At 42.7% G+C, this 25,404-nt stretch carries 17 protein-coding genes and 2 riboswitches; of the genes, 2 read left to right on the top strand and 15 right to left on the bottom strand.

From position 1 onward, the window contains the following. Positions 1 to 15: 15 nt before the first annotated feature. A riboswitch (cyclic di-GMP riboswitch) is annotated at positions 16 to 99 on the bottom strand. 286 nt (positions 100 to 385) lie between these two features. From G587_RS0116930 to G587_RS0116915, 4 genes are all read right to left on the bottom strand, one after another. Next, the gene (locus G587_RS0116930) at positions 386 to 1,492 is read right to left on the bottom strand and encodes a hypothetical protein (RefSeq protein ID WP_026493202.1); all 1,107 of its coding nucleotides are present in this window, start codon (positions 1,490 to 1,492) and stop codon (positions 386 to 388) included. Positions 1,493 to 1,974: 482 nt separating this feature from the next. Further along, positions 1,975 to 2,202, bottom strand: coding sequence for a hypothetical protein (locus G587_RS0116925; RefSeq protein WP_026493201.1), 228 nt, complete (start codon positions 2,200 to 2,202; stop codon positions 1,975 to 1,977). A 156-nt stretch (positions 2,203 to 2,358) separates the two neighbouring features. Beyond that, positions 2,359 to 4,677 (bottom strand): putative bifunctional diguanylate cyclase/phosphodiesterase, encoded by a 2,319-nt coding sequence (locus tag G587_RS0116920; RefSeq protein WP_026493200.1) that lies wholly within the window; start codon positions 4,675 to 4,677, stop codon positions 2,359 to 2,361. Positions 4,678 to 5,917: 1,240 nt separating this feature from the next. Next, entirely contained in the window at positions 5,918 to 6,967 is a 1,050-nt protein-coding gene (locus G587_RS0116915) for a MetQ/NlpA family ABC transporter substrate-binding protein (protein ID WP_026493199.1), read from the bottom strand. 1,084 nt (positions 6,968 to 8,051) lie between these two features. Here G587_RS0116915 and G587_RS0116910 point away from each other — a divergent pair. Together G587_RS0116910 and G587_RS0116905 are read left to right on the top strand one after the other, a co-directional pair. Next, positions 8,052 to 9,023 carry a methionine ABC transporter ATP-binding protein gene (locus G587_RS0116910; RefSeq protein ID WP_026493198.1) on the top strand — a complete coding sequence of 324 codons (972 nt, stop codon included), beginning with the start codon at positions 8,052 to 8,054 and terminating at the stop codon, positions 9,021 to 9,023. Then, a complete protein-coding gene (locus G587_RS0116905; protein WP_026493197.1) occupies positions 9,023 to 9,658 on the top strand; it encodes a methionine ABC transporter permease in 636 nt (211 codons plus the stop codon). The genes G587_RS0116910 and G587_RS0116905 overlap by 1 nt, the downstream gene beginning before the upstream one ends. A 597-nt stretch (positions 9,659 to 10,255) precedes the next feature. Here G587_RS0116905 and G587_RS0116900 read toward each other — a convergent pair. The 11 genes from G587_RS0116900 to G587_RS0116850 all read right to left on the bottom strand — a co-directional run bounded on the left by G587_RS0116900 (position 10,256) and on the right by G587_RS0116850 (position 25,383). Next, positions 10,256 to 11,548 (bottom strand): IS110 family transposase, encoded by a 1,293-nt coding sequence (locus tag G587_RS0116900; protein ID WP_026493196.1) that lies wholly within the window; start codon positions 11,546 to 11,548, stop codon positions 10,256 to 10,258. Between the two features lie 189 nt (positions 11,549 to 11,737). Then, a complete protein-coding gene (locus G587_RS0116895; protein WP_026493195.1) occupies positions 11,738 to 12,793 on the bottom strand; it encodes a hypothetical protein in 1,056 nt (351 codons plus the stop codon). A gap of 196 nt (positions 12,794 to 12,989) precedes the next feature. Continuing rightward, on the bottom strand, positions 12,990 to 14,486 hold the full coding sequence (gene cysS, locus G587_RS0116890; RefSeq protein ID WP_026493194.1) for a cysteine--tRNA ligase: 1,497 nt from the start codon (positions 14,484 to 14,486) through the stop codon (positions 12,990 to 12,992). 181 nt (positions 14,487 to 14,667) lie between these two features. Further along, positions 14,668 to 15,741 carry a PPC domain-containing protein gene (locus tag G587_RS0116885; RefSeq protein ID WP_026493193.1) on the bottom strand — a complete coding sequence of 358 codons (1,074 nt, stop codon included), beginning with the start codon at positions 15,739 to 15,741 and terminating at the stop codon, positions 14,668 to 14,670. Positions 15,742 to 15,984: 243 nt separating this feature from the next. Next, positions 15,985 to 17,289, bottom strand: a complete 1,305-nt coding sequence (gene thiC / locus G587_RS0116880; protein WP_026493192.1) for a phosphomethylpyrimidine synthase ThiC — start codon at positions 17,287 to 17,289, stop codon at positions 15,985 to 15,987. Between the two features lie 23 nt (positions 17,290 to 17,312). Then, on the bottom strand, positions 17,313 to 18,833 hold the full coding sequence (thiD, locus tag G587_RS26670) for a bifunctional hydroxymethylpyrimidine kinase/phosphomethylpyrimidine kinase (RefSeq protein ID WP_026493191.1): 1,521 nt from the start codon (positions 18,831 to 18,833) through the stop codon (positions 17,313 to 17,315). Further along, the gene (thiM, locus tag G587_RS23315; RefSeq protein ID WP_051201115.1) at positions 18,815 to 19,588 is read right to left on the bottom strand and encodes a hydroxyethylthiazole kinase; all 774 of its coding nucleotides are present in this window, start codon (positions 19,586 to 19,588) and stop codon (positions 18,815 to 18,817) included. The genes thiD and thiM overlap by 19 nt, the downstream gene beginning before the upstream one ends. Next, on the bottom strand, positions 19,589 to 20,134 hold the full coding sequence (gene thiW, locus G587_RS0116865; protein ID WP_026493190.1) for an energy coupling factor transporter S component ThiW: 546 nt from the start codon (positions 20,132 to 20,134) through the stop codon (positions 19,589 to 19,591). A 118-nt stretch (positions 20,135 to 20,252) separates the two neighbouring features. Then, positions 20,253 to 20,357: riboswitch (TPP riboswitch) on the bottom strand. 97 nt (positions 20,358 to 20,454) lie between these two features. After that, entirely contained in the window at positions 20,455 to 22,077 is a 1,623-nt protein-coding gene (locus G587_RS0116860; RefSeq protein ID WP_196812604.1) for a lysozyme inhibitor LprI family protein, read from the bottom strand. A gap of 34 nt (positions 22,078 to 22,111) precedes the next feature. After that, positions 22,112 to 24,691, bottom strand: a complete 2,580-nt coding sequence (locus G587_RS0116855; protein WP_026493188.1) for an ABC transporter permease — start codon at positions 24,689 to 24,691, stop codon at positions 22,112 to 22,114. Next, positions 24,688 to 25,383, bottom strand: coding sequence for an ABC transporter ATP-binding protein (locus tag G587_RS0116850; RefSeq protein ID WP_026493187.1), 696 nt, complete (start codon positions 25,381 to 25,383; stop codon positions 24,688 to 24,690). Before G587_RS0116850 ends, G587_RS0116855 begins: the two co-directional genes overlap by 4 nt. Positions 25,384 to 25,404: the final 21 nt, after the last annotated feature.

Here is a 25,404-nt window from a genome sequence, read left to right as displayed (position 1 = left end):
CGGACAAATCCGTGCCTTTGCAGTCAAACCATCTTAAATAATTCCCCAAGATTTACAACTTTGCGTCCATACATCACTGTATGTTTGCCCCAAATGATTTCCCCTTAAACATTGAATAATGCTATGTTCCCTCATGCGATTATTCAATAGTCAATAATCATCCTTCAATTGTAAGTCCCCTCACAAAAAAGAATTATACATGAAAATTACAAAATTGCAATAAATATTTTTAATAATTGTAACTTTTTGTAATTTTTTATCATTCAGTTTTTTATTGTTTTTCTGTAAATTTCTCTTTCCATCATATTATCCACATCAGCATCAATTTCACTGTATGTATTCAAAAGGTTCTCCAAAAAGGCGGAAAAATCCCGCCTTCTTCATATTATTTATTTATAAGCTTGTTTATCTTGAATGTTTCACGCTCTGTTGTCTTGTTCTTCTTATCATAGTAAGTTACACGAATATATGTTGTAGCATACTGCTTCATTCTTTCAGAGGTTCTGATTCTATAGCCCTCAGGTGCAGCCTTTTTCTTATCTTTGTCGTATGAGCTTCCACCTGCATCAATGGTATTAAGTCTTATCTTTTTACCATTATTAACCTCGCTCCACTCAATAGCCTTTGAAACAATTGCCCAGTCATCAACTGTACTTGTTTCCTTGTATGCTACCGGAACATGACCAACCTCAATCTTTCTCAATTTGAAGCCTTTGTTCATTGTAATCTGGAGCTTTCCTGATTTCTTCTTTGTATAATTTCCATCCTTTACTGAAGAATAGAGATCCTCAGTTGCGCCATTTAGTCTGCTGTTTCCACTGACGTAAAATCTTTTACCTGCAAAGCTGGCTTCCTTAATCGGATCGCCGTCCTCCTTGGCAATTACCTTGATTGTTTTAGTGATTATCACATTGCCATTAGAATCAAGCGCATCATAAGAAAACTTGTACTTTCCGGGTTTCTTAGTATAGAATCTGATACAATACTCGCCATAAGCATGATACTTGTTTGTCTTCTCTGCCTCTGCTACAACCGCATCGCTATATTCCTGCTTATTGCCAAAAACATTCTTGCAATACTTTTTCCCATCAGAACCATTTACATAGATTTTTGATTTTTCGTAATTGCTCTCTTTTTTCTCGATGACCTTTACTTTCAGTTCACCCTTATCAGTTCTAAAGTTACCGTATTTCGCAACATCATAGGTTGTATAGAGATCTATGTTGTTTAATTCATCATAGGATTTTGTCGTGATCGTCTTTGCAGTTATATCCGAGTTAATATAAGCATTTGACAAATGATCCTCTTTGTTTTTAGAAATGCAGGAATCATTTGTATCTGTGTTGGTGATTGTGTAGGTCTCATCCTGATTAGCCGTTGTCTGCACGTATGCCTTTGCATTAAGTGAATATGCAGGTGTAATAGTTGAAATTCCTGCAAGAAGTGCCATGGACAGAAGAATTCCTCTTCTCTGAATCTGTGTTTTCTTCATACCGTTCCTCCATATAATTAAAGATTGTTACAACTGAAGGAATGCGGGGAAAAAAATTAGCTACAAAATCATCGGACAAATCCGTAACTTTGCAGCCATTTCATCTTTAATAATTCCTTAAGATTTAAAACTTTGCAAATATACAAAAAGCATATCTGCTCCCAAATGATTTCCCCTTAAAACATTGAATAATGCTCTAGTCCCCACGCGATTATTCAACAGTCAATTATCATTCTTCAATTGTAAGGTCCCTCACAAGAAGAAATTATACAGTATATTTTTAAAAAATCAACCATTTATTTCAATATTTGTAATTATTTTGTAATTTTTATAAAAAAGAGATATTTAAAAATAATAAGAAAGCTGCCCTTTCAGGCAGCTGTATAAAACGGGAGGAGGCTTTCTGGCTCATCGCCAGAAAGCACATATGCAAAAAAGAAAAAGGTTATTTTTCTCTGGCAGACATATTTATTTATGGCGATTCAACCATCGATGTGAATGTTGCTGTGGCACTTTGTGCATTCAACATCATCCTTAAGAACATCTATTGTTATATATTTATGGCAGTGCGGGCATGTGATCTCCATCATCTGTGTCTTAACTTTTCTGGCTGCCTCTGCTGTCATATGTCCATTGAGGCCTGCTCCTGCGATCACTGCAACTGCTGCAAGTACGAATGCTATTCTCTTAACTGCACTTCCTTTTTTCATATCTGTTACCCCTCTGCGATGTTTATCTTTCTTACATTGTCATATTATCAGGATATGTATCACAGTTTTATCACATGATTTCAAGTGGTTATTTGTATCTTATGAAATCATATTAACAGGATCTGTCCAACAAAAGTCCAACACACTAATTTTATTTCATTCTGCACTGATAATTTTTTCAAATTCCTCGGCAACTACAGGTTTTCCATAGAAAGATCCCTGCAATTCATTTACTCCGAGGCCCTGCATATTGGATGACTGCTCCTCGTTTTCGATGCCGACAGCAGTTACTGATATTCCAAGATTTTCAGCAAGAGCAAGGATAGTTTTTACCAGCTGCTTGGCTCTGTTGTCCTTTACGGATGTGGTGACAAGCGATCTTGAAAGCTTGATTCCGTTTATTCCACAATCCTGAACAAATGAGAGATTGATATCATCTCCGCCAAAGTCGTTAAGAGAAAGGCGATAGCCATCCTCATGAAGCTTTATCATAGCAATCTTTGCAGAATTGGATGCGCCCATTATTACAGCATTTGTCACATCAAGTGTCAGCATAGAAGGCCGGAAATTGTAGGTTTCCATTGTTTCCTGCAGCATATTTTCAAACTGCAGATTTATAAGCTGCAGCGGTGACATGTTGATAGTAAGTGAAATTGATTTTCCGTATTTTTTATTCCACTCAGCAATCTGGCTGACAGAGGATTTAACGATCCACTCTCCCAGTTTTCCCATAAATCCGCTCTTCTCAGCGGCATCAATAATATCTATAGGCGAAACGTCCTCGAGCCCTCTATTGAAGTGCACGAAGACCTCCGCGCCAATTATCTCTTTCTTCCTGACATCTACCTGAGGCTGGTAGAACAGGACGAAATCTCTGTCTGTCTTGGCCGTGCGCAGTCTTCTGTCTATCGCAGCCTGTGTGGATATGATCTTGGTAAGTCCCGAATTAAAGAATCTGTAGCTGTCCTTCTCTCCGCTATGCTTAACAAAGCACATTGCCGTGTCAGCATATCTAAGAAGCTCATCCATAGATGATGAATCCTGCGGATATACTGAGATTCCGATGCTTGCAGACAGATTAAACACATAGGAACTAAACTGGATAGGCTTTATAAACAGCTCTCTTATGTGCTCAGCAATAGGGTCAAGATCTTCGAGCTCAGCGTCAGCCTTCAGAATGATAAGGAATTCATCTCCGCCCATTCTGAAGCTTACATACTCATCAGGGAGCTCTCTCATTCTGTTTCCAAGCTCCTCAAGAACCCTGTCTCCCATCTCATGTCCATAGGTGTCATTGACAGGCTTGAAGTGATTCAGATTTATTACAAAAAACAGATACTTTTTCCCGGATATGTAGGTCTTTTCCTGTAATTCCTTGAGGTAATTGCCTGCATACCAGCGGTTATAAAGTCCTGTAAGAAGATCAGTAGAAGAAAGTAGCTCAAGCTTTTTATTAGCCTCTATTAAATTCCTGGTCTGATCGTCGATTTTCTCCTCGAGCATTGCATTCTGCCTTTTTTCATGCTCAAGCAGCTCATCGCCGAGCTTATCGGCCTTCAGGATATAGTTCATTATCATGTAGGACATCACCACGATAATAATGTAGGATGCCTCTGATCGTGACAAATATCCAATAATAAAAAGTATGGTAACCACAATAACACCTATCACCGATGCTATCAGTCGCACTCTGGTGGCCCTTGTTGTATAAGCCCCGCCCGTGAATTCGAAGCTATATTTTCTTGTGGCCTGTATGGTAACTCCTGCTGACATGAATATCAAAAGAGCCATGTAAATGAGATCTGCAAAGTAATCATCCGGGAATCCACCTATTGCCTGTGTGAAAATATACTGGATATCCATTATTTCATAGATGAACATGGCCGCAGTGATGACCAGAGTTCCCCGGCGGACATTGCTGTTACCAACCATGTGGAAGGTCTGCAGACACATCATGATTACATAGAATGCAGAGAATATCAGAAGAAGTAATATGAGCTCCTTCAAATTATGAATAGTCCCTACCTTCTGGCAGAAGAATTTGTATATGAATACAAATCCGATTATGGACACAGTAAAACAATTGGCAAAAAGATGCGATAAATCGCGCCTTCTGCCACGCAGCTTATATATCAGGAAGGTTGTCTCATTTAGCATAAAGAAAAAACTGGGCGTAAGATAGACTATTCCGATTACTTCAGAATATGCGCTCAGGTCTATCACATAATGATTCAGAAATCTGAATATATAGTAAATATCTATAGCAAGGAATCCTATTCCCATGAATGCAGTGGAGTACTTATGCGGCCCCAGATCCTTCAAATTGGACATTAAAACAAGGAACACCATAAACGTAGCTATCGGTGCACCTGCCTCGATCCCCAGCTTATTGTCAACCAGGGTAAATACCGCTGTAAGCAGATAGAAGAATCCTGCTATAAATATAAGAGTTTTCTTCGTTTTGCTCAGTTCCATAACCCAAAATGTGCCTGTTTTATTTCATTTATTTTTGTATACCAGGTGGTTATTCAAGCTTTTTCATTATAACAACAAGCACTCCCTCTACTTATCATGTTAACATATACAAATTCACGAAATGATAATCTTTTTATAAACTTATGATTAATTATTTTGGGGGAATTGTTGAGATTTGGGGAAGTCTTGATCATTTGGGGCTTTGGCCTGTTTTTTGTTTTTCTGCGGTGTATGTGGCGGCTGGTGGTGTGGATTGTTTCTCTGCGGGAGATGTGTGGCGAGCGGTGATACGTCTATCCGCGAACTAGTTATTATTCTGGATGAATTCTTGTTTGTCTTATGGTTTTGACTTGATTTTTGTGTTCCTCTGCGGGGTGTGGGTTGCGGCTTGTAGTACGTCTATCCGCGAACTAGTTATTATTCTGGATGAATTTTTGTTTGTCTTATGGTTTTGACTTGATTTTTGTGTTCCTCTGCGGGGGATGGGTTGCGGCTGGTGATACGTCTATCCGCGAACTAGTTATTATTCTGGATGAACGAGTGTCGGTGTACTTTTTGGGCGTTCGCCCGGTGGGGTGAATTTCCTGCCCTCAGACGTAACACATCATTCAGTTTTTCTCCTGCCTTTACGCCTGTGATCCAATTTGTTCGCGGATAGACGTAACTCATTACTGCCCTTTTTCTCCGCGAGGTAACCGGCAAGAACTATTCCGGGCTTATTGACTGAACTCATCTTTAATTATTCTTTCCGCAGGGTAACCGATGAGAGCCATCCCTGGCCCACTGACTCAACTCATCTTTGCGCACACTTCATTCCGTTCATCCTATCTTGATATTTGTTCGCGGATAGACGCAACACCTCCCTGAAGAGCTTTCCCGCGAGGTAACCGATATAAGCCATTACTACCTTACTGACTCAACTCATCTCTACACACTCTTCATTCCGTTCATCCTATCTTGATATTTGTTCACGCATAGACGCAACACCTCCCTGAAGAGCTTTCCCGCGAGGTAACCGATATAAGCCATTACTACCTTACTGACTCAACTCATCTCTACACACTCTTCATTCCGTTCATCCTATCTTGATATTTGTTCGCGGATAGACGTAACGCCCTCACTAAGGCCATTCCCGCGAAGCAGCAACTATTGAAAAACACTTTAAAGCATAAAAAACCACCGCCCGGATTGATCCGAAGCGGTGGCTTCTACTATTTGTATTCAGCAATACTATTATCTATTACTGAGCATCTGTGAAAGATGAGATAACAGCGCCCTTATATGTCTCATCGATGTAAGCCTTAACCTCATCTGACTGAAGAGCGGCTACGAGAGCCTTGATCTTGTCAGAATCCTGAGAACCGTCCTTAACTACAAGGAAGTTTGTTCTCTTAAGAGTTGTCTCATCATCGAACTCCTCGATATCAAGTGCAGGGTGTGACTCAGGAAGACCAGCTTCAAGAGCATAGTTACCATTGATTGTTGCTGCATCAAGATCAGGAAGTGATAAAGGAAGTGAAGCAGCCTCGAGAGGTGTGATCACATAGCCGTGAGGGTTAGCCTCTGTATCCTTTGAAAGTGTATCTTCTGTATAGTTGTCATCTGTGCCGTAGTCACCCTTTGAAGTAAGAAGACCCTTCTGAACAAGAAGATCGATACCACGCTCAGCGTTATCGGGATCGTTAGGGATACCGATTGAAGCGCCGTCCGGAAGCTCCTCAAGTGATGTGTACTTCTCTGAGTAGATGCCCATGGGCTCGATGTGAACACCAGCTACTGCTGTAAGGTGAAGACCTGCGTCCTCGTTCTGCTGGTTCATGTAACCAAGTGTCTGGAAATAGTTAGCGTCAAGCTCGCCCTCTTCAAGTGATGTGTTGGGAAGAACGTAGTCGTTAAATACTACAGTCTCAAGCTCCCAGCCGCTCTTTGCAAGAACTTCCTTAACAATGTTGTCAAGGATCTCTGCGTGAGGAACAGGTGTAGCACCAACAGTGATCTTGTTGTCTCCATCTGCAGGAGCAACGATCTCGCCTGCTGCTTCCTCAGTACCTTCAGCATCAGTAGCTTCCTCTGTGCTCTCAGTCTCTGTTGCTTCTTCAGTACTCTCAGCTTCTGTTGCTTCTTCTGTGCTCTCTGTCTCAGCAGCCTCTTCTGTGCTCTCTGCCTCAGTAGCCTCAGTTGAAGCTGCATCGCTTGCAGAATCAGCAGCACCGTTAGAACCGCATCCTGTAAGTGCTCCGAATGTCAGAACTGTTGAAAGAATAATGCTTGTTAAAACTTTCTTTTTCATAAATCATGTCCTCCTCTGATTAAGCCTATTTGTGGAAACCATCTCAACATAACCCAGATGTTTTGCCGTGTCTCCGTAAGGCATTTTTCAATATGTGTATGATATACCACTTTTATTATATTAGCAATTAAAAAAGACGCTTTTTCGCATAAGAAAAACTTATAGCCTGCGAAATTACGCCTATTTTGGGGTTGTAGGTATAGCTCGCGGGAACACTCTCCCGGTGGGCGCTGCGTCTATCCGCGACCAAATTAGATCACCAGCGTAAAGACTAGAAATAGCTTGCTTAGACTTGCCAGAAGGTTGTGTAAGCAACTATTTCTGCATATTTCTGTCGTTTAGTTGTTCCGATTATTTGCTCGGACAACTATTTCAGCTTATTTCCGCCGTTTAGTTGTTCCTTTTTTATTTCCGGACAACTATTTCTGCTTACTTCCGCCGTTTAGTTGTTCCGATTATTTGCTCGGACAACTATTTCTGCTTACTTCCGCCGTTTAGTTGTTCCTGTTTTATTTCCGGACAACTATTTCCGCATATATCCACTATATAGTTGTTCTGACAATTTCTCCAGACAACTATCTCTACAAATATGTACCATTTAGTTGTTCATGTCACCTCGTGGGGATGCTATTCAGGTGGGAGTTACGTCTACCCGCGAACAAATTAGATCACAGGCGTAAAGGCAACTAATAACCTGCACGCTCTGTTACGCCTGTAAGCAAGAAATTCATCCTACCGGGCGAACGCCCAAAAAAGCACAACAACACTCATTCATCCAGGATAATAATTTGTTCGCGGATTAACGTACCACAAACCACCACATGCCTCCCGCAGAGGAGCGTAAAACCAACACATCCCCAAACAAAACAGCCACCGTTCATCCAGGATAATAATTTGTTCGCGGATTGACGTACCACCAACCACCGCACACCCCCGCAAAGGAGTGCAAAACCAGCACTTAACTCACCAACACAATCTCCCCCCAATCCCCAAACAAAACCTATTCATATAGTATAAATTAGTGTAAAATACTCTAGTAATTATACTAGTAATATTAATATAAGAAAGTTTTGGGGATTTTTTAATGATAAAAATCGAAAGTGTAAAGAAATCCTTCAAGGACACAGATGTCCTTAAGGGAATATCCATGGAGATCGAGGATCACGAGATCTTCGGTATCATTGGTCAGAGTGGTGCCGGTAAGTCCACTCTTCTCCGTTGCATCAACGGTCTTGAATCATACGACTCAGGTCTCATCACAGTGGATGGACAGGAAGTTAATATCAGAGATAAGAAGGCTCTACGCCTGCTTCAGAAGCGCATGGGAATGATATTCCAGAGCTTCAACCTTCTGGAGAGACTTGATGTGTATCAGAATGTTGCGCTTCCCATGAAGTTCTGGGGAATGCCTACCAACACACCTGAGGCGAAGGAAAAGATATTAAAGCTCATAAAGCTCGTAGGTTTGGAGGAGAAGGTTCACGCAAAGCCGAGAGAACTCTCCGGTGGTCAGAAGCAGCGTGTAGCTATAGCTAGAGCCCTTGTGCTTGATCCTGAATTCCTGCTCTGCGACGAGGCGACAAGTGCGCTGGATCCTGAAATTACAAAGGGAATCCTGGCACTCCTTCAGAAGATCAACAAGGAGATGGGAATCACCATCATCATCGTTACTCACCAGATGGAAGTAGTTAAGCAGATCTGTAAAAAGGTTGCATTCTTAAGTAACGGACAGGTGCTCTCCGTTGGTCAGCCTGAGAAGCTGTTTGTATGGCCTAAGGAAAGAGAGATCAGAGATTTCCTTAGAGAGGAAAGTGATAAGCTTCCTACAACAGGCCTTAATATCAAACTTTTCTTCTACGGCGAGGGCAATCAGCGTCCCATCGTTACTATGATGTCTCAGGAGCTTCACAGAGATTTCAATATCTGCTGGGCGAAGCTTGAGGATTTCCGCGAGGATGTTTACGGAAGTCTTGTACTCAACATACACGAGGATGATCTCGACAACGTTTGCGCATTCCTCGACAGACATGATGTTACATGGGAGGTTATTAAGTAATGACAGATATTATATTAAAAGCTTTTAACCAGACCCTTTATATGGTTTTCTGGTCCACACTTTTTTCAGTGATTTTAGGATTCATCCCTGCGATAATCCTTACACTTACAGCACCTGACGGATTAAAGCCCAACAAAATCGTATATGAAGTACTGAGCTTCATCGTAAATGTATTCAGAAGCTTCCCCTTCATTATTTTGCTGGTAATCCTCATTCCTTTTACAAGAATGGTTGTTGGTAAATCCATCGGAACAACAGCTTCAATCGTACCTCTTACAATCTCAGCAATTCCTTATATTGCAAGAGTGTTTGAGACAAGTCTTCGTGAGACCAACCCCGGTGTCATTGAAGCAGCAAGATCCTTTGGAGCATCCAACTTCCAGATTCTCATGAGAGTTTATGTAAAGGAATCCATCCCGAGAATGCTTAACGGAATCATCCTTCTTGTTATCTCTCTCATAGGATATTCCGCAATGGCAGGTACTGTCGGCGGCGGTGGTATCGGTGATATCGCAATCCGCTATGGTTATCAGCAGTACAAGACCGATTACCTGATCGTGTGCTCAATAATTCTTATCGCTTTCGTTCAGGCGATCCAGATGCTCGGTAACTTCATGTACAAGAAGATGTCATAATAAAAAGGATTTCGCTTGAGAAATCCTGGCGTGCGAACGATATTGCACAGCAAGAACAAAGAGTCGCTCGCGACTCTTTGCGCGCTGGTGCGCGCAAGCTTTAGCTTGCAAAATTCATCTGCGCACCAGTCGCATCCATAGCGGAGCGCTTTTTATTCGATAGGAAATCCGAAGGAATTTCCTCTCCAATTAATCAAGTGTTTTTTGTGTAAATTCCTAGTTTTTTTTCATTCTCAGATTGAGTGATTGCTTGGTTATGGACTAATCCTTGCCTAAATTGACGGATATATAGGTATTTATGGGTACTCCAAATAAAACGTCTTTTGATTACGATTTAAATGGCCTCGATGCATACCCATCCCTATATGGCAGCTCACCTCTCATGTCCAACAGGATCATCCTCTATCGGAGTCCTCACTTCCTTCGTTCTGCCTATCCATAACCAGGGCGCCAGCTCAGCTATTGCTCAGGATCTTTGTCCTCCGGAAATTTATTCCTGCTGGCTACCAGCTCACTCTTTGTAACTTACTGAACCAAAACACTCCTTACTACAGCACCTACCGGTGGACGCTTCCTGTAGTACCATGGATTATTGGATTACGCCGCCAAATTTGGCGTTTCTCCTGGATGCTTGATATCCTCAAGCATCTTTGACGCATCATAGTCTATCCCTTTTGCCAAGATCGCATAAAAAACCCTAATAAGTTTACATGCTACAGCTATGATTGATTGCATCTTCTTTAATGGATTTGAATTCCTGGTAGTGTAATAATTGTGGATCTCTTTGAATTCTTCGCACTTACCAACAACGGATATCGCAGCTTGTATGAGCAAATATCTCAAATGTTTACGTCCTCTCTTACTTATCCTGGTCATGCCATTATGCTTTCCAGAACTATCTGCCACCAATTCTAATCCCGCAAGTTTCTGCAGTTCTTTGGCATTATCAAAGCGCATGATATCGCCTACTTCTGCAATGAATCCTGCTATTGTAATTATCCCTATACCTTTTATTTCAAGAAGTTTTTCTACATTCTTGATCTTAAGGGCAAGGTTCTCAATCAGATCATTGATCTGTTTAAGACGCTTTTCATTTTGCTCATGGTCCTCAAGAAGATCTCTGATCTCCATTCTTGCTTCTACAAGCCCCTCTCTGTATCCAATGCTCTTTAGTGCAGCATTATAGATAACCATTGCCTTTTTGCGACCATTAGCACGAAGTTTAGCTTTCTTCCATATTTCTATAATTCCGTCTATTCCCAACTTGATTATATCTTCAGGCATCGGAGCTTCTTTCAAAATCAGAAGCCCACCCTTAGCATTTATCTGGGTGTATATGCCTTTATATTCGGGGAAGTACACGCTGATCCATCTATACAACCTATTTTTTATTCGTGTCTGTTCCTCAACAAGTGTAAATCTACGATTTGAAGCATTTCTGAGTTCCGCATATATACCTTGTGGCATATATGTATAGTAATACCTTCCTTCTCTTACAAGTCCAGCTATAACTCTGGGATCCTTGCAATCATTTTTTGAAGGACTGTTATCATCTAACTCCTTCGATTTATGTACATGATGCGGATTAACCATTACAAACTTTATACTTTTACCGCTCATATACTGTCCAAGATTAAACCAATAATGCCCTGTAGGCTCTATGCCAACAAGTGTCTCCGATAGATGGAATCGTTCCATAAGCGAATATATCTCATTGGAAAAGGAATTAAATCCCTCCATTGAATTAGTGAACGGAAAAGGCTTTTTGGTGAGCTCAATTCCTCTCCAATCAAAAGCCCTAAAGTAATGTTTTTCACTACCAACATCGATGCCCACCACCATTGTCTTTTCTGTAACTTGCCTGATCTTTTTGTTTTGTGTAGAATTCATTTGTAGATACCTCTCATTTTCTGTTTATTGCCAACTATGCTAGGGTCAGCAATTACAGTTTATCTGAGGTATCTTTCTTTTTCTATAAATTCACACTTCTATCCACACTTTAAATGTTACAGGAAGCTATTGAATAAAAAATCAGGCATCGTGATGTAAAATCACGGTGCCTGTATTATTTTACATTATTTACTTTACTCTAACCTTCTTTGCCTTAGACCAATCTGAGTAATAATAATCTTCTGAGCCTTTCTCAAAGGTTCTTACCTGAACATAGTAGTTCTTGTGGCGCTTTAACTTTTTCAAAGTAAGTTTAAGTGTATTGCCTTTGTTATATGAGCCGGTTTTAATTGATTTTGTCTTTACTTTTCCTGTGAAGTTTTTATTTGTGCAAACGCGAACCTCATAACCATCCACGTTGTTAACGCCCTTGACCTTGACCTCTATCTGGCCCTTTTTGTAGGATTTTGCCTTCTTGATCTTGGTAGGAGTGATACCGTCTCTGCTGATGCTGAATCTGTACTTCCCCCAGGAACTGGTGCTTGCCTTTATATAGTATGTACCTGCCTTGAAATTTTTGGTGGTTGACTGAGGTTCATTTTTGGTGATAGATGCTAAGAGCGACCAGTACTCTTTCATATCGTTATCATAAATATACAGACCATAAGCTCCTGCTTCAGCACGATAGGTGATCTTGTATTTACCATTTTCAGGAACCTGTAATTTATACCAGTCAGTATTATCCGTATAGGATACAGCACCAACAACCTCAGATCCAGGTGTATAGTTTATCGGATTATCGAAAGAATCCTTAAAAGGATCTTTAGTACCATAGCCTGTAAATTCTATGTTTAACTTAAAACTGTTGGAATAATTACTATGTACATGTAAATAATACCTGCCGGGTGTTGCTGTGAAATGTTTGATAAACGGATAGTTTGTGCGAACACTGTCACAATAATTCAGATTTGTCTCCCCTGCGTTAAAATGTATTACGGTCAAATCGTCAGCAACAACCGTAACCTTCAGGTCACCATCCTGCGGTATGTCAAAAGCATACCAATATTCCTGCCTTTTATTAATATTAAATGTCTGCAGGCCCTTGTTGTATGAAAGCATTATCGGGCTAAGCTCGCTTTCTCCCTGCGCCTTAACGCTTCCAACTGATGCATCTGTCCCATGAAAAGCGGTGACTGTCAGAATGGCAGCCAACATGAGTGATAAAAACCTTGTAACTTTCTTCATACTTTCCCAATCTCCTTATTATTTTGTAGTTCCCCTCCTAGAAAATACTATACTATTTTACGATAATAAAGCGACAAAAACAAGTAAATGAACCTCTAACCCCGTCCCCAAGGTTCATAAATGACATAAAAAACCAGGGTTAATCAGTTATTCATACTGATTAATCCTGGTTTTATAAAGGCTATATTGTTTTATTTTATACTAATGACCACTTAACGCCTTCGCGTGTATCCTTGATCTCTACGCCCTTTGCAAGGAGCTCATCGCGAATAGCATCAGCTGTAGTAAAATCCTTTGCCTTCTTGGCAGCTGCTCTTCTCTCGATCGCATCCTTGATGAAAGCTTCAAGCTCAGGATCAATGTCTGCAGAATCATCTGCAAGAGCATGTCCGATAAGATCAAGTGAAAGAACCTTATCAAAGCTGTCTACAACTGCAAGCTTGGTAGCTGCGTTTGTGTCTGCCTTTAGAATATCATACAGAAGTGTTACTGCCATTGAAGTGTTGAGGTCATTTGAGATTGCATCTGCAAACTTCTCTTCAAATTCCTTCTTAACATTCTCGTCAATGTCTTGGCTGTTTCTGATAACCTCTAAAACTGCTGCAATATCTTCCTTATTCTGATCAGCTGCTGCCTTGATCTTTTCATCAGCAGCGATAAGTGCCTCCACCTTCTTCACAAGGTTGTTGTAGGCTGTCACTGTGTTATCAAGCACCTCAAATGAGAACTCAAGGGGCTTTCTGTAATGTGACTGCAGGCAGAAGAATCTGTAAACAAGCGGATCGTAGCCCTTCTCCTGAAGAACGGAAACAGTGAGAACTGCTCCCTTGGACTTACTCATTTTACCTGCTCTGTCATTTAAGTGATTGGAGTGGAACCAGTATTTGCACCATCTGTGGCCAAGGTAGCTCTCTGACTGTGCAATCTCATTGGTGTGGTGAGGAAAAATGTTATCAACACCACCGCAGTGGATGTCGATGTACTCACCGAGGTGCTTCATGGAAATGCATGAGCACTCAATGTGCCATCCGGGATAACCAACGCCCCAGGGGCTGTCCCACTTAAGAGCCTGATCCTCAAACTTTGATTTTGTGAACCACAGAACGAAGTCTGTCTTATTCTTCTTAGCGGTGTCCTCTTCAACATCATCACGAACACCTACTGCAAGCTGCTCCTTTTCAATAGCAGATGAGAATACATAGTAATCCTGGAGCTTACTGGTATCGAAGTACACGTTACCACCGGCAACGTATGCATAGCCCTTTTCAAGAAGAACCTCTACCATGTGAATAAACTCAGGTATGCAGTTGGTTGCAGGCTCGATAACTTCGGGACGCTTATTGCCAACAGCATCGAAATCCTTGAAAAATGCCTTGGTATAGAAATCAGCAATCTCCATAACTGTCTTGTGCTCGCGCTTAGCACCTGCAAGCATCTTATCTTCACCTGTGTCAGCATCGGATGAAAGATGGCCGACATCAGTGATGTTCATTACACGCTTTACATCATAGCCGCAATATTCAAGCGCCTTGATAAGCGCATCCTGCATGATGTAAGTACGGATATTACCTATATGTGCGAAGTGGTAAACGGTAGGTCCGCAGGTGTACATGGACACCTTACCCTCTTCGTTTGGAATAAACTCTTCAATTGTTCTTGAAAGAGTGTTGTAAAAACTAAACTTATGTGCCATTTTTAGAACTCCTTGAATCATGATAATCGTTCCGCACCGGGAACAGTACCAAATAGTCTCTATTCATTAAAACATCAAATGAAATTATAGCAGAAAAAATCTGCTTTTTACAGTAAAAAAGCAACCCCGAAGCGATTTTCTTAAACGCTCCGGGGCTATTAGACCAATTCTATTTACTTTATTACTTAACTCTTACTTTCTTTGACTTGGACCAGTCTGAATAGTAGTAGTTTCCTGAACTGCTCTTCTCAAAGGTTCTTACCTGAACGTAGTAGTTCTTGTGACGCTTTAACTTCTTCAATGTTGCAGTCATGTTCTTGGGCTGACTGGAAGAAGAATAGGTGATGGTCTTAGTCTTAACCTTACCTGTGAAATCCTTCTTGGTTGAGTAGCGAAGCTGATAGCCGTTCACATTGTTCACACACTTGAACTTAACTTCTGCCTGTCCCTTTTTCTTTGACTTGATCTTCTTGATAGTTGTAGGATTGATACCCTGTCGTTCAATATTGAAATCATACTTTGAAAAAGCCCAGCCCTTTATTCTGATGTAGTATGTTCCCTGAGCGAAATACTGATAGGTTGTATGGAGCTGATTTTCATTAACGCATGAGTCATTCCAATAATTTTTCAAATCCGCATTAAGAATATCAAATACAAAGCAACCGGTATGATCTGTATAGCTTATCTTGTATTTACCATTCTCAGGAACCTCAAACTTGTACCAGTCATAAGTATCTGTGTAAGAAACAACATCTGTTACCGCTGTTCCGGGAACATAGGTCTTGGGATTTGCATAAGAATCTTCAAACTGATCCTTTATACCATATCCAGAAAATTCAAGGTTGATCCTATAATTCTCCGCATTTCCATTTGTCACATACATGAAATATCTGCCGGCTGAGGCAGTGAAATGCGCAACATACGGACTGCTCGCAGATACATTTTCATAAGCACTTATCCATGAAAATGTATTAACATTTTCAATTCCGCCATACAGCTTTTCAATCTGCAGGCCATTACCCAGAACAGTAATCTTAAGATCTCCGTCCTGAGGTAAATCAAATTCATACCAAACGTTTCTACCATTTGAATTATCGAAGGTCTGATAACCTACATTATATGAAAGCTTAACCGGATCAAGGTAATTCTCTCCCTGGGCCTTGGCGCTTCCAACTGAATAATCTGATGCGTGAAAAGATGTGGCCGTCAGAACAACAGCCGCCATTAGTGAAACTATTTTTGTTACTTTCTTCATACTTCCCCTATTCTCCTTGCTTATAGTTCCCCTCAAGAAAAATCCCCATGTGGATTTTGAAATAAATCCACTTAATTATTCTATAACATTACTTAAGCTTTTTCCATCTGTACTGGTATCTGTATTTAAATTTTTTTCGCTCCACCTTTTTTACTTTCTTCTTTCACGCATATAGATTCCTCCTTTAATCAAAACTAATTTAAGCATAATATATGCCCGAAAAAGCCTCAACGATTTCCCCGATTAAAGAATATCAATATGTTCACCTGCAAGAGCCTTATTCATACTTCTTACTGCACAGAATTTACCGCACATTGAACAGGTGTCGTCGAATTCGGGTGCTCTGTCAGCGCGAATGGACTTTGCAGTTTCAGGGTCGATTGCGCACTCCCACTGCTTCTCCCAGTCGAACTCCTTTCGTGCGTCAGCCATCTCATTGTCAATGTCCATAGCGTGAGGAATCTTCTTGGCTATGTCTGCTGCGTGGGCTGCAATTCTTGAAGCGATGATTCCCTGCTTAACATCATCAACGTTAGGAAGAGCAAGGTGCTCAGCGGGAGTTACGTAGCACAGGAAAGCTGCTCCTGCTGCTCCTGCGATAGCGCCGCCGATGGCAGAGGTGATGTGGTCATAGCCGGGAGCGATGTCTGTTACAAGGGGGCCAAGTACATAAAAGGGTGCTCCCATACAGATGGTCTGTTGGATCTTCATGTTGGCCTCGATCTGATCCATGGGCATGTGTCCGGGGCCTTCAACCATAACCTGAACATCCTTTGCCCATGCTCTCTTTGTGAGCTCGCCAAGTCTTACAAGCTCCTCTATCTGGCACACGTCACTGGCATCCGCAAGACATCCCGGTCTGCAGGCATCACCAAGAGATATTGTCACGTCGTATTCACGGCAGATGTCCAATATTTCATCATAGTATTCATAGAAAGGATTCTCCTCTCCGGTCATGCTCATCCATGCAAAAACAAGGGAGCCGCCGCGGGATACGATGTTCATCTTTCTCTTGTGCTTTTTGATCTGATCGATGGTCTTCCTTGTAATTCCGCAGTGAAGTGTCACGAAGTCAACGCCATCCTCTGCGTGAAGTCTTATAACATCAATGAAGTCCTTGGCAGTGAGCTCTGAAAGGTCTCTCTGATAGTGGATAACACTGTCATAAACAGGTACTGTTCCAAGCATTACGGGGCACTCCTCCACCAGCTTTTTTCTGAAGGGCTGAGTGTTTCCGTGGGAGGACAGATCCATGATCGCATCAGCTCCCATGTTTACGGCTGCCATAACCTTCTCCATCTCTATGTTGTAATCCTTGCAGTCCCTTGATACGCCAAGGTTAACGTTTATCTTGGTCTTAAGCATGGAGCCAACGCCCTTGGGCTCAAGGCATTTATGATTTTTGTTGGCACAGATAGCGGCCTGTCCCTTTGCAACAAGAGCTCTTATCTCCTCCGGGGTTCTGTACTCGTCCTTTGCAACCTTCTCCATCTCGGGAGTGATGATTCCCTGTCTTGCTGCATCCATCTGTGTTGTGTAGTTCTTCATTTTATTTCCCCTTTTCTTTTTCATTATTTGTGATTTATTACGTGACAAAGCGGCCCTCTTCCATGACCAAGGTCAAGTCCTGCCGCAATGCATTTGCCTATATATGTCTTTGCTTCAATAACCGCTTCCTTAAGCTCCATCCCCTTCGCAAGGTTAGCCGCGATTGCGCTTGAAAGTGTGCATCCCGTGCCGTGGGTATTTGGATTATCTATGCGTTCTCCGGCAAGCCAGAGGAAGTCTTCATCCATTTCCCCGCCGCTACAATACAAAAGGTCAGCCACCGTATCGGCATTATCGAAGGTGCAGTGTCCTCCCTTTACAAGAACGCTGCAGCCGTATTTCTTATGCAGAAGCCTTGCGGCCTTTATCATGTCATCCCTTGATGCAATCGTCATACCGCTTAGTATCTCAGTCTCCGGAATGTTCGGCGTTATGATAGTGCTCCGTGAAAAGAGGTTACCCTTCATGTATTCCACAGCCTCTTTTCCTGAAAAATCAGTTCCCGAGGTTGATCCCAAAACAGGATCGAGCACCACATTTTTAAGCTCATATTTATCTACCACCTCTGCCACAGCCCGCATAGCGCCTGTATCAGAGAGCATTCCAATCTTTACGGCATCTGGCCTGATGTCAGAGCACACCGCATCCAGCTCCTTAGTAATGAACTCCTCCTCTATAGGAAGAATTCCTGTTACGCCCAGGGTATTCTGGGCTGTAAGAGCTGTGATAACGCTCATGCCATAAGCGCCGTTGGCCTCTATGGTCTTGATGTCAGCCTGAATACCTGCGCCACCTGAGGGGTCACTGCCGGCGATGGAGAGAACCGTTTTTCGAGTAACACCATCCGAGCTATTTTCTCTTTTCTGAGATGTATCCTCTGAATAATTTTCCACATTTTTGGCAGCTCCGGCATCTATCCCCAGACATGCAAAAGCGCAGCGAAGCTTCTCCGCTGCCTTCCTGGTATCCTCAGCCTTCATGATTGCTGACACCACGCATATTCCTGCTATGGGTACTCCGCTGAGTATCTGTATATTATCTGCGTTCAGACCACCTATCGCATTGGCCGGAATGGGTACCGCCTCGCATATATCCCTTAAGGTGTCAACTGATGTCAGCACTGTCTTCACCTTTGTGGTGGTGGGATATATTGCTCCGACTCCCAGATAGTCCGCTCCGCTCTCGTAGGCCTCCTTCGCCTGCTCCACAGTCTTGGTGGTCGCGCCGATTATGATGTCATCTCCAAGCATCTTTCTTGCCATTTTCACAGGCATATCGCTCTGCCCCAGATGCACGCCCTCAGCGCCTATCGCCATTGCCACATCGATTCTGTCATCCACGATGAGAGGCACATCATACTTCTTTGTAACCTCATGGACCTTCTCGGCGAGCTCTATGTACTCCCTTGTGCTCTTGTCCTTTTCACGGATCTGAACTATGGTGACGCCTCCCTTTATGGCCTCCTCGATCCTGTATAAAAAATCCTCCTCCGTCATGCCATCACTGTTTGTAACCAGGTATAGCTTCAGTTTTTCTCTATCCACTTTTCCTCCTTGTCATCCATGAGATATATTGCATTTAAGAGCTCCATCAGAAAGCTTCCGCCTCCAACCTTTCCTTCCCTGCCCTGCACCTTCTTAAAGGCCACCTCTCCTGCTCTTCCAAAGAATCCGCAGGCCTTAATCACAGACTCTGTCATGGGCTTTCTTGAAAGGAAAGTGGCACAGACCACACCGAGCATGCAGCCCGTTCCCGTGATCTGTCCCAACATGGGATTGCCATCACTTACATAAAATGTCTGCTCACCGTCGGCGATTATGTCCTTTGCGCCTGTTGCAAGAATTACCGCATTGAAAGTGATGGATAGCTCCTTTGCGATATCCCTTATCTCATTAGGAGGCAGGCTATCGTCAGCATCGACGCCCTTCCCTCTGTAGGTCTCCTCTGCAAGGGCCTTAATCTCTGAGTAGTTGCCCTTTATGAGAAGGAAGGTCCCCTGCTTTTTGCTGATCAGCTCTAATACGAATTTCCTTCTAAGCTTCGAGCACGCAACTCCCACAGCATCAACCACTATGGGTATCTCCTTTTCAAGTGCTGTATCAAAAGAGATTTTCATGGCCTCCATCCTGCTGTCAGAGATATTTCCGGTGTTAATAAGAAGTGCTGCTGCCACCTCAGTTATCTCCCTTACCTCCATCGGATGCTCTGCCATGATGGGCTTTGCCCCAAGGCCCAGTACAGTGTTTGCGCACTGGGTCATGGATATAGGATTTGTAATGCAATGAATCAGCTCTGCCATTTATGCTGTCTGCTCCTTGTCAGTTTTTGAAGAATCAATGTCCCTTAAACTGGACTGTATTTTCACAAGCGCCCCTGATGCCTGAAGCTTTAATAAAAGCAAAAATGCTATGCTTCCACCTATAAGTGTTCCCATGAGGAATGAGGGCACATAGAAGAACCAGGTCAGTCCCTCCTTTCCCCAGAGATATGTCATTACCGGGTAGGACACTATGGAACCTATGAGTCCTGTTCCAATGATCTCGCCAAGTACAGCCGCTATTATTTTTCCTTTGGATAATTTGTAGAAAACTCCGGAAAGAGTTGCTCCGAAAACCGCTCCCGTAAGAGCAAGGGGCGGAATCCCCATGATCATCATTCTGATGATTCCTATAAGAAGTGCGCACAGAAGCGCGTATGCAGGTCCCATGAAGACCGCACAGGTAATGTTGATAAGATGTGCCATTGGACACATACCCTCAACGCGCAGTATAGGCGATATCACAACGCCCAGAGCCACGAACATGGCCAGAGTCACCAGCCTTAGCAGATAGTTACTTTTTTTCATCCTTTTTTCTCCTGTCTCAGACGGAAAGGCATGCATGCTCCACTATGCTAAAAATCCCCTATACGCAAAAAGCGGAAGCAACCTGTTTTGTTGCTTCCGCGAAATTCATCCTCGTATAAACTATCTAACTCAGGCATCCCTACGTTGGCATTATCCAAATCAGGTTATCGGTCGAAGGTCGCACCTTCCTCTCAGCCTGTTATACAAGCTCCCGTCTGTTGATATATTTAATTTACTTACATTTTATACATCAATTATTAGTTCTGCGCAATATCTTTTCTTACAACTTTTTAAAAATTTTACCAAACAGATAATTAACGTCAGTCAAAGCTTTCCTGAACTATTGCAGGAATCTCGAAGCTTTCACCACGCGCCTTGGCCAGAACACCTGCGAGATAGTAAACGCGCTGTCTTGTGTAGTCATAGGCCACTTCGTTTTCAAGCATAGGTCTTATGCTGCCACCATCAGCTGCATCACCGGCTTTTTTAATTGCTGCTTCCTTCTCCTTTATCCAGGAGCGCTGGTCTGCAAGAAGCTCTTCCTTCTTCTCGGGAGATACGGTCTTGGTGAGTCTGCTCCACAGAGAGTTAAGCTCTGTATCCCAGAGATTAAATATCTCCTCAGCGGTGATGCTCATCTCTGACTGTGTCATGATGCTCCAATCCATGTTTACATATTCCTGATAGCTCTGCTCAACCATAGCAAGCTCGCTCTGGATTGTTCCATCGTCTTTGATCGTATCATAATCTATAACATCATTATTCTCTGATGAAGCACTATCTGCTGAATTACCATCACCACCATAGATGGCAGGATCTATCTCAGTATACTCAAGGGCTTTGCCTGCACGTATTTCATCAGTAGCACCGATGGAGGTAAGCTTTTCCTCCTCTGCCTTCTTCAGCTCATCAAGAGGTACTATCTTAAGGTCGTGGAAGCAGTCCATGATCTTTTTGTACTCACTGTCTGTGTAAAGGTTCGGAACATCTATAGTCTGATAGGTCTCGCTATCAACAACCTCGTAGGAGTATATCTCGTTACCGTTGTAATCATCGTAATACTGCTGCAGTCTTAAGGTATAAACACAGATATCTCCCTCAAGGCCTGAAGTATCGAACTTATCGTGCTCCTTGAATTCAGCAAATCCGTCAAAGTACAGCTCCTGCTCCTCGTAATATCCGTAGTTGTATTTGCCGTCAGAATCAATATATGCTTGCTCAAAGCCATGGTTAGCTGCGCTGTTGCTGCCGCTTCCGGAGATAAATCCGTACTCGTTTATACTGGTATCACTTCTTGACCAGCTCGCAAACACATATACTACCTGAACCTTGCCATCGATTTCTTTTAATATAAAATTCCCGGTGCTCTCTGCTTCCACAAAGGGCTTCTTTATCCGAAGTGACAGCTCCGGCACACCATCAGCGCCGCAGTCAAGGTATGCATACTCCATAAGGCTTACATCGTTATCATCATTTAAGCCGCTGGGATCCACATCATTTAGTGCCATAAGCTCATCCCTCAGCTCAGATAATGTGAACTCCTTATCAGCAGGAATATTTGTCAAAAAGTCCTCAATATAGCTTGTTTCCCTGGCCTTACCAAGGATGTTTTCCTTATAGTAGCTAAAGCTGATCTTGCCCTCTCCCTCGATAACCTTCTGAAGAGCTTCGCTTCCTGTGGCAGCTTCTGATGACTGTGCCTCTTCTTTTCCTGCATCAGATGCCTCTCCTGTAGATTCATCCTGCGAAGCATCTGCGCCCCAGTCTGCCTCTTCGCTGTTAGCTGTATCCTGCTCTATATTATCAGCGAAGTTATCTCCCTCAGCTGATGTATCCTTACGATTGCTAAAAAGATCTTCTGAACCATTCTGAACTGTAGGAGTGCATCCTGCGATGAGAGTACAAAGTCCAAGGCTCATTAGTAATGCATTAACTTTTTTCACCTTCCATATCCTCCATTTCATAGCATGGAAGATATTATACCGCATCTTCCTTGATAGCTTCAATGATGTTGTCGTCCTTAATCTTGCTGATACTAAGGAACATGCTAAGTCCGATCACCACGAAAACTGCGGCGATAACAGCTGCGTACATAACAAGGTCCGGATCAAAGCTGTAGAGCTTATCGGTGAATGACTTAAACATCAGGTAGCTCAGTAAAAGTGAAACCGGAATGCCGTACATAAGCGCTTTTATTCCATAGAGAAGAGTCTCAAGTCTGATCATCTTCTTAAAGCCGCCGCTTGCCATACCGATGGATTTGTACATAGCGAACTCTTTTCGTCTAAGGAGAACTCCCGTGGAAATAGTGTTGACCATGTTAGCAATGGCTATAAGTGTGAGCAGGATCGTAAAGCCATACATTGCTGTCTGAAGCATGATGGAAACCGTATCATATACCACCAGTGAATCTGCCATGTCTTTGCAGGAATAGTAATGATATCCTTCTGTCTCCATGAGTGCGTATATCTTGTCGTGAACCGCCTCATGATACTCTGTTTCCACACCAAATTCGCAGGTTAATCTATCCTCGGGAAGCACCTCCTTTGCATGCTCATAGTACATGGAGAAGGGCACAAACACTGTAAGTGTTCCCTTGGGAGTAAGGTCTAACATTTTGTTTTCATCATCGTATTTTACAAAGTCTGAAACCTCTATTGCAGGAGGGTTATTCTGGACCTCATCGTAGCAGAGCTTCTGTCCAAGGATCCTTGAATTAAACACCTCGGAGCTTGTCTTTTCACGGAAATAGTCATTAAGCAGAACTCCTCTTAAGGTATCTGAAAAGTACTTATCCTTCTCTAAGCCATTGTCAGAGAGCAGCTTTTCAAATTCGGAATCATCGAGTATTACAACCGCCATGGCATCAACTGTCATGCCTGAAAAATCCGGTGTCAAAAATGCGGGGTTCGCAATCTCTGTGTTAGCGAGCTCTACATCCATTTCAGGTGTTTTGCAAAACAGGAACTGTATCATACCGCTGCTGTAAACACTGTCCACCTCGTCCATGCTGCTGATGGCACTTCTGAGCTTATCTCCCTCTGAAAGTGAACAGGATGCCATCACCTGATAAGGTATATCAAAGTCAAACTGATTAAGTCTGTTCACAGACTTGCAGAAGAAGTTCACTGTAAGGAAAAGAATAACTGACACTGCGATTGTCACTGTTATGACTGTTCCCTTTAAACCGTTTCTCTTAATATTCTTGTAGGCAAGCTCTCCTTCATAACCAAAAATCTTGCGGACAAAAGGATTAACGCGAAGGCTTCTGGCCTTCATTTTTATAGTACTGCTCTGCCTTAAGGCATCGACAGGCATGATCCTTGATGCCTTGATAGCAGGTACAAAGGTTGATATCAGAATCGTAAGTGCTGCAAAGAACACGACTGCAAAAATGACGATGGGCTCGCACGCTATCGGAATGCCACCTCTCATTCCCTCAGCTCCTGCAAGGATATCCGCTGCAAGGATCTTACTTCCAAGGTACTGCAGAGTCACCCAGGTTCCGATGTATCCCATGATAAGTCCAAGAGGGATTCCGATGATTCCAAGGATCATTCCCTCGTAATAGATTGAAAAGCGCTTCTGCTTTGCGGTTGCGCCTACGCTTGCCAGCATTCCAAGGTATCTCATTCTCTCTGTAAGAGACATTCCTATGGAGTTGAAAATGAGTATTACCGAGGTTGCGATTACTATTGCCAGAGCAACTGCCATCATCACGAAGAAGCTCTTATAGCTTCCGACACTTCCTTCAATTGCGAACTTACTGAGCAGATATTCTGTGTTGTATTTATACTTCTCAAATCCGTATTTTTGTACGATAGCGTTAAGCTGTTTGATTGCTGTGTGGTCGCAATTTTTCAAAGCGATAAGTGTCTCTACATCCTTATTATCAGCAGGATAATATCCATCATCCAGGCACCTCAGTATGTCCCAGTCCCTGGTTGCTCTGTTGCCGTGAAGAATCGCGGTAACTATGCAGGTATCTGTGGATAAGGGCTTAAACTGTTCTTCAGAGCGATAGGCTCCTCCAAGATACATAAAGCCTTCAAGCTCATCATCTATATATCTGTAACCCTGCTCAAAGGTGAGGGTGTCACCTACCTGGAGTGATAAGCCGTTATCTATAAGGAACTGCTCTTCTACTGCTATCTCAGATGAGTTAGTAGGAAGTGTTCCGTCATAATCTGACACAACCCTCATTGAAATATAGTTTGCATCGCCGTGGTCAACATTACCTATCTTAAAGCGGTTTTCCTTATCATTAAGAAGTCGAACTCCCGACCGCTTTTCATCAAGCTCCCGCAGTCCCACTTTTTCGATGCTCGCATCTTCACAAAGTGCGTTAAACTGCTCACTGGTTACCTCTTCAAAGGCAGCGTGGGCATTTCCCGTGGTCTGAATCGCTATGTATCCGAAGAACTTGAAGAATGAAAATACGCCCAGCAAAATCGCACTTATAAGCGCTGTTGATATTGCTATTCCCAAAATCGTAACTATGGACCTTTTCTTGTTTCCGAGAAGGTGCCTTAGCGTAAGCCTCGATATGATATTCATGATGCCATCACTCCTTCCTTCCTGGAGTCTCTGGTGATCCTGCCATCCTCGATTGTTATGACTCTGTCTGCTGAAAGTGCGATTCTCTCATCATGGGTGATGATGATGACTGTCTGATTATTTTCCTTATTGAACTTCCTTAAAAGAGAAATAATTTCCTTGCTGTTTTCAGAGTCAAGGTTACCTGTGGGCTCGTCCGCAAGAAGTAGCGCAGGATGGTTCATCAGGGCTCTTCCGATTGATACTCTCTGCTGCTGTCCGCCTGAAAGCTGGTTGGGAAGATGCTTTAATCTCTTAGTCAGGCCAAGCTTTTCAACAAGGTCTTTAAGGAGCTTCTTATCCGGCTTTTTCCCATCAAGGAGAATCGGTAGTGTGAGATTCTCCTCAACATTCAGGATCGGAATCAGATTGTAAAACTGATAGATGAGACCGATGTTTCTTCTTCTGAAAATTGCAAGTCTTGTCTCATCAAGCTTCCCGATGTCGGTGCCTGCGATATTCACTATGCCAGATGTGGGAACATCTACTCCGCCAAGAATGTGAAGGAGTGTAGATTTACCTGAGCCGGAGGGTCCGACTATCGCAACGAACTCGCCCTGCTCCACTTCAAAATTCACATCCTTTAAAGCGTCGACTCTTGTCTCGCCTTTTCCATATACTTTACAAAGATTTTTTATTTCCAATATTTTCATTTCGTTTACTCCCTTCTTATC

It is taken from the genome of Butyrivibrio sp. XPD2002, assembly GCF_000423945.1.
In the GTDB taxonomy this organism is placed as follows: domain Bacteria; phylum Bacillota; class Clostridia; order Lachnospirales; family Lachnospiraceae; genus Butyrivibrio.
This window is presented reverse-complemented; position numbering and strand designations above follow the sequence as displayed.

Coding starts and splice junctions, on each gene's coding strand:
- thiM (WP_051201115.1), bottom strand. CDS start 19,588: ATGGCAGAGCTGATTCATTGCATTACAAATCCTATATCCATGACCCAG.
- G587_RS0116930 (WP_026493202.1), bottom strand. CDS start 1,492: ATGAAGAAAACACAGATTCAGAGAAGAGGAATTCTTCTGTCCATGGCA.
- G587_RS0116900 (WP_026493196.1), bottom strand. CDS start 11,548: ATGAATTCTACACAAAACAAAAAGATCAGGCAAGTTACAGAAAAGACA.
- G587_RS0116925 (WP_026493201.1), bottom strand. CDS start 2,202: ATGAAAAAAGGAAGTGCAGTTAAGAGAATAGCATTCGTACTTGCAGCA.
- cysS (WP_026493194.1), bottom strand. CDS start 14,486: ATGGCACATAAGTTTAGTTTTTACAACACTCTTTCAAGAACAATTGAA.
- G587_RS0116905 (WP_026493197.1), top strand. CDS start 9,023: ATGACAGATATTATATTAAAAGCTTTTAACCAGACCCTTTATATGGTT.
- G587_RS0116885 (WP_026493193.1), bottom strand. CDS start 15,741: ATGAAGAAAGTAACAAAAATAGTTTCACTAATGGCGGCTGTTGTTCTG.
- G587_RS0116910 (WP_026493198.1), top strand. CDS start 8,052: ATGATAAAAATCGAAAGTGTAAAGAAATCCTTCAAGGACACAGATGTC.
- thiC (WP_026493192.1), bottom strand. CDS start 17,289: ATGAAGAACTACACAACACAGATGGATGCAGCAAGACAGGGAATCATC.
- G587_RS0116855 (WP_026493188.1), bottom strand. CDS start 24,691: ATGAATATCATATCGAGGCTTACGCTAAGGCACCTTCTCGGAAACAAG.
- G587_RS0116915 (WP_026493199.1), bottom strand. CDS start 6,967: ATGAAAAAGAAAGTTTTAACAAGCATTATTCTTTCAACAGTTCTGACA.
- thiW (WP_026493190.1), bottom strand. CDS start 20,134: ATGAAAAAAAGTAACTATCTGCTAAGGCTGGTGACTCTGGCCATGTTC.
- G587_RS0116920 (WP_026493200.1), bottom strand. CDS start 4,677: ATGGAACTGAGCAAAACGAAGAAAACTCTTATATTTATAGCAGGATTC.
- G587_RS0116895 (WP_026493195.1), bottom strand. CDS start 12,793: ATGAAGAAAGTTACAAGGTTTTTATCACTCATGTTGGCTGCCATTCTG.
- G587_RS0116850 (WP_026493187.1), bottom strand. CDS start 25,383: ATGAAAATATTGGAAATAAAAAATCTTTGTAAAGTATATGGAAAAGGC.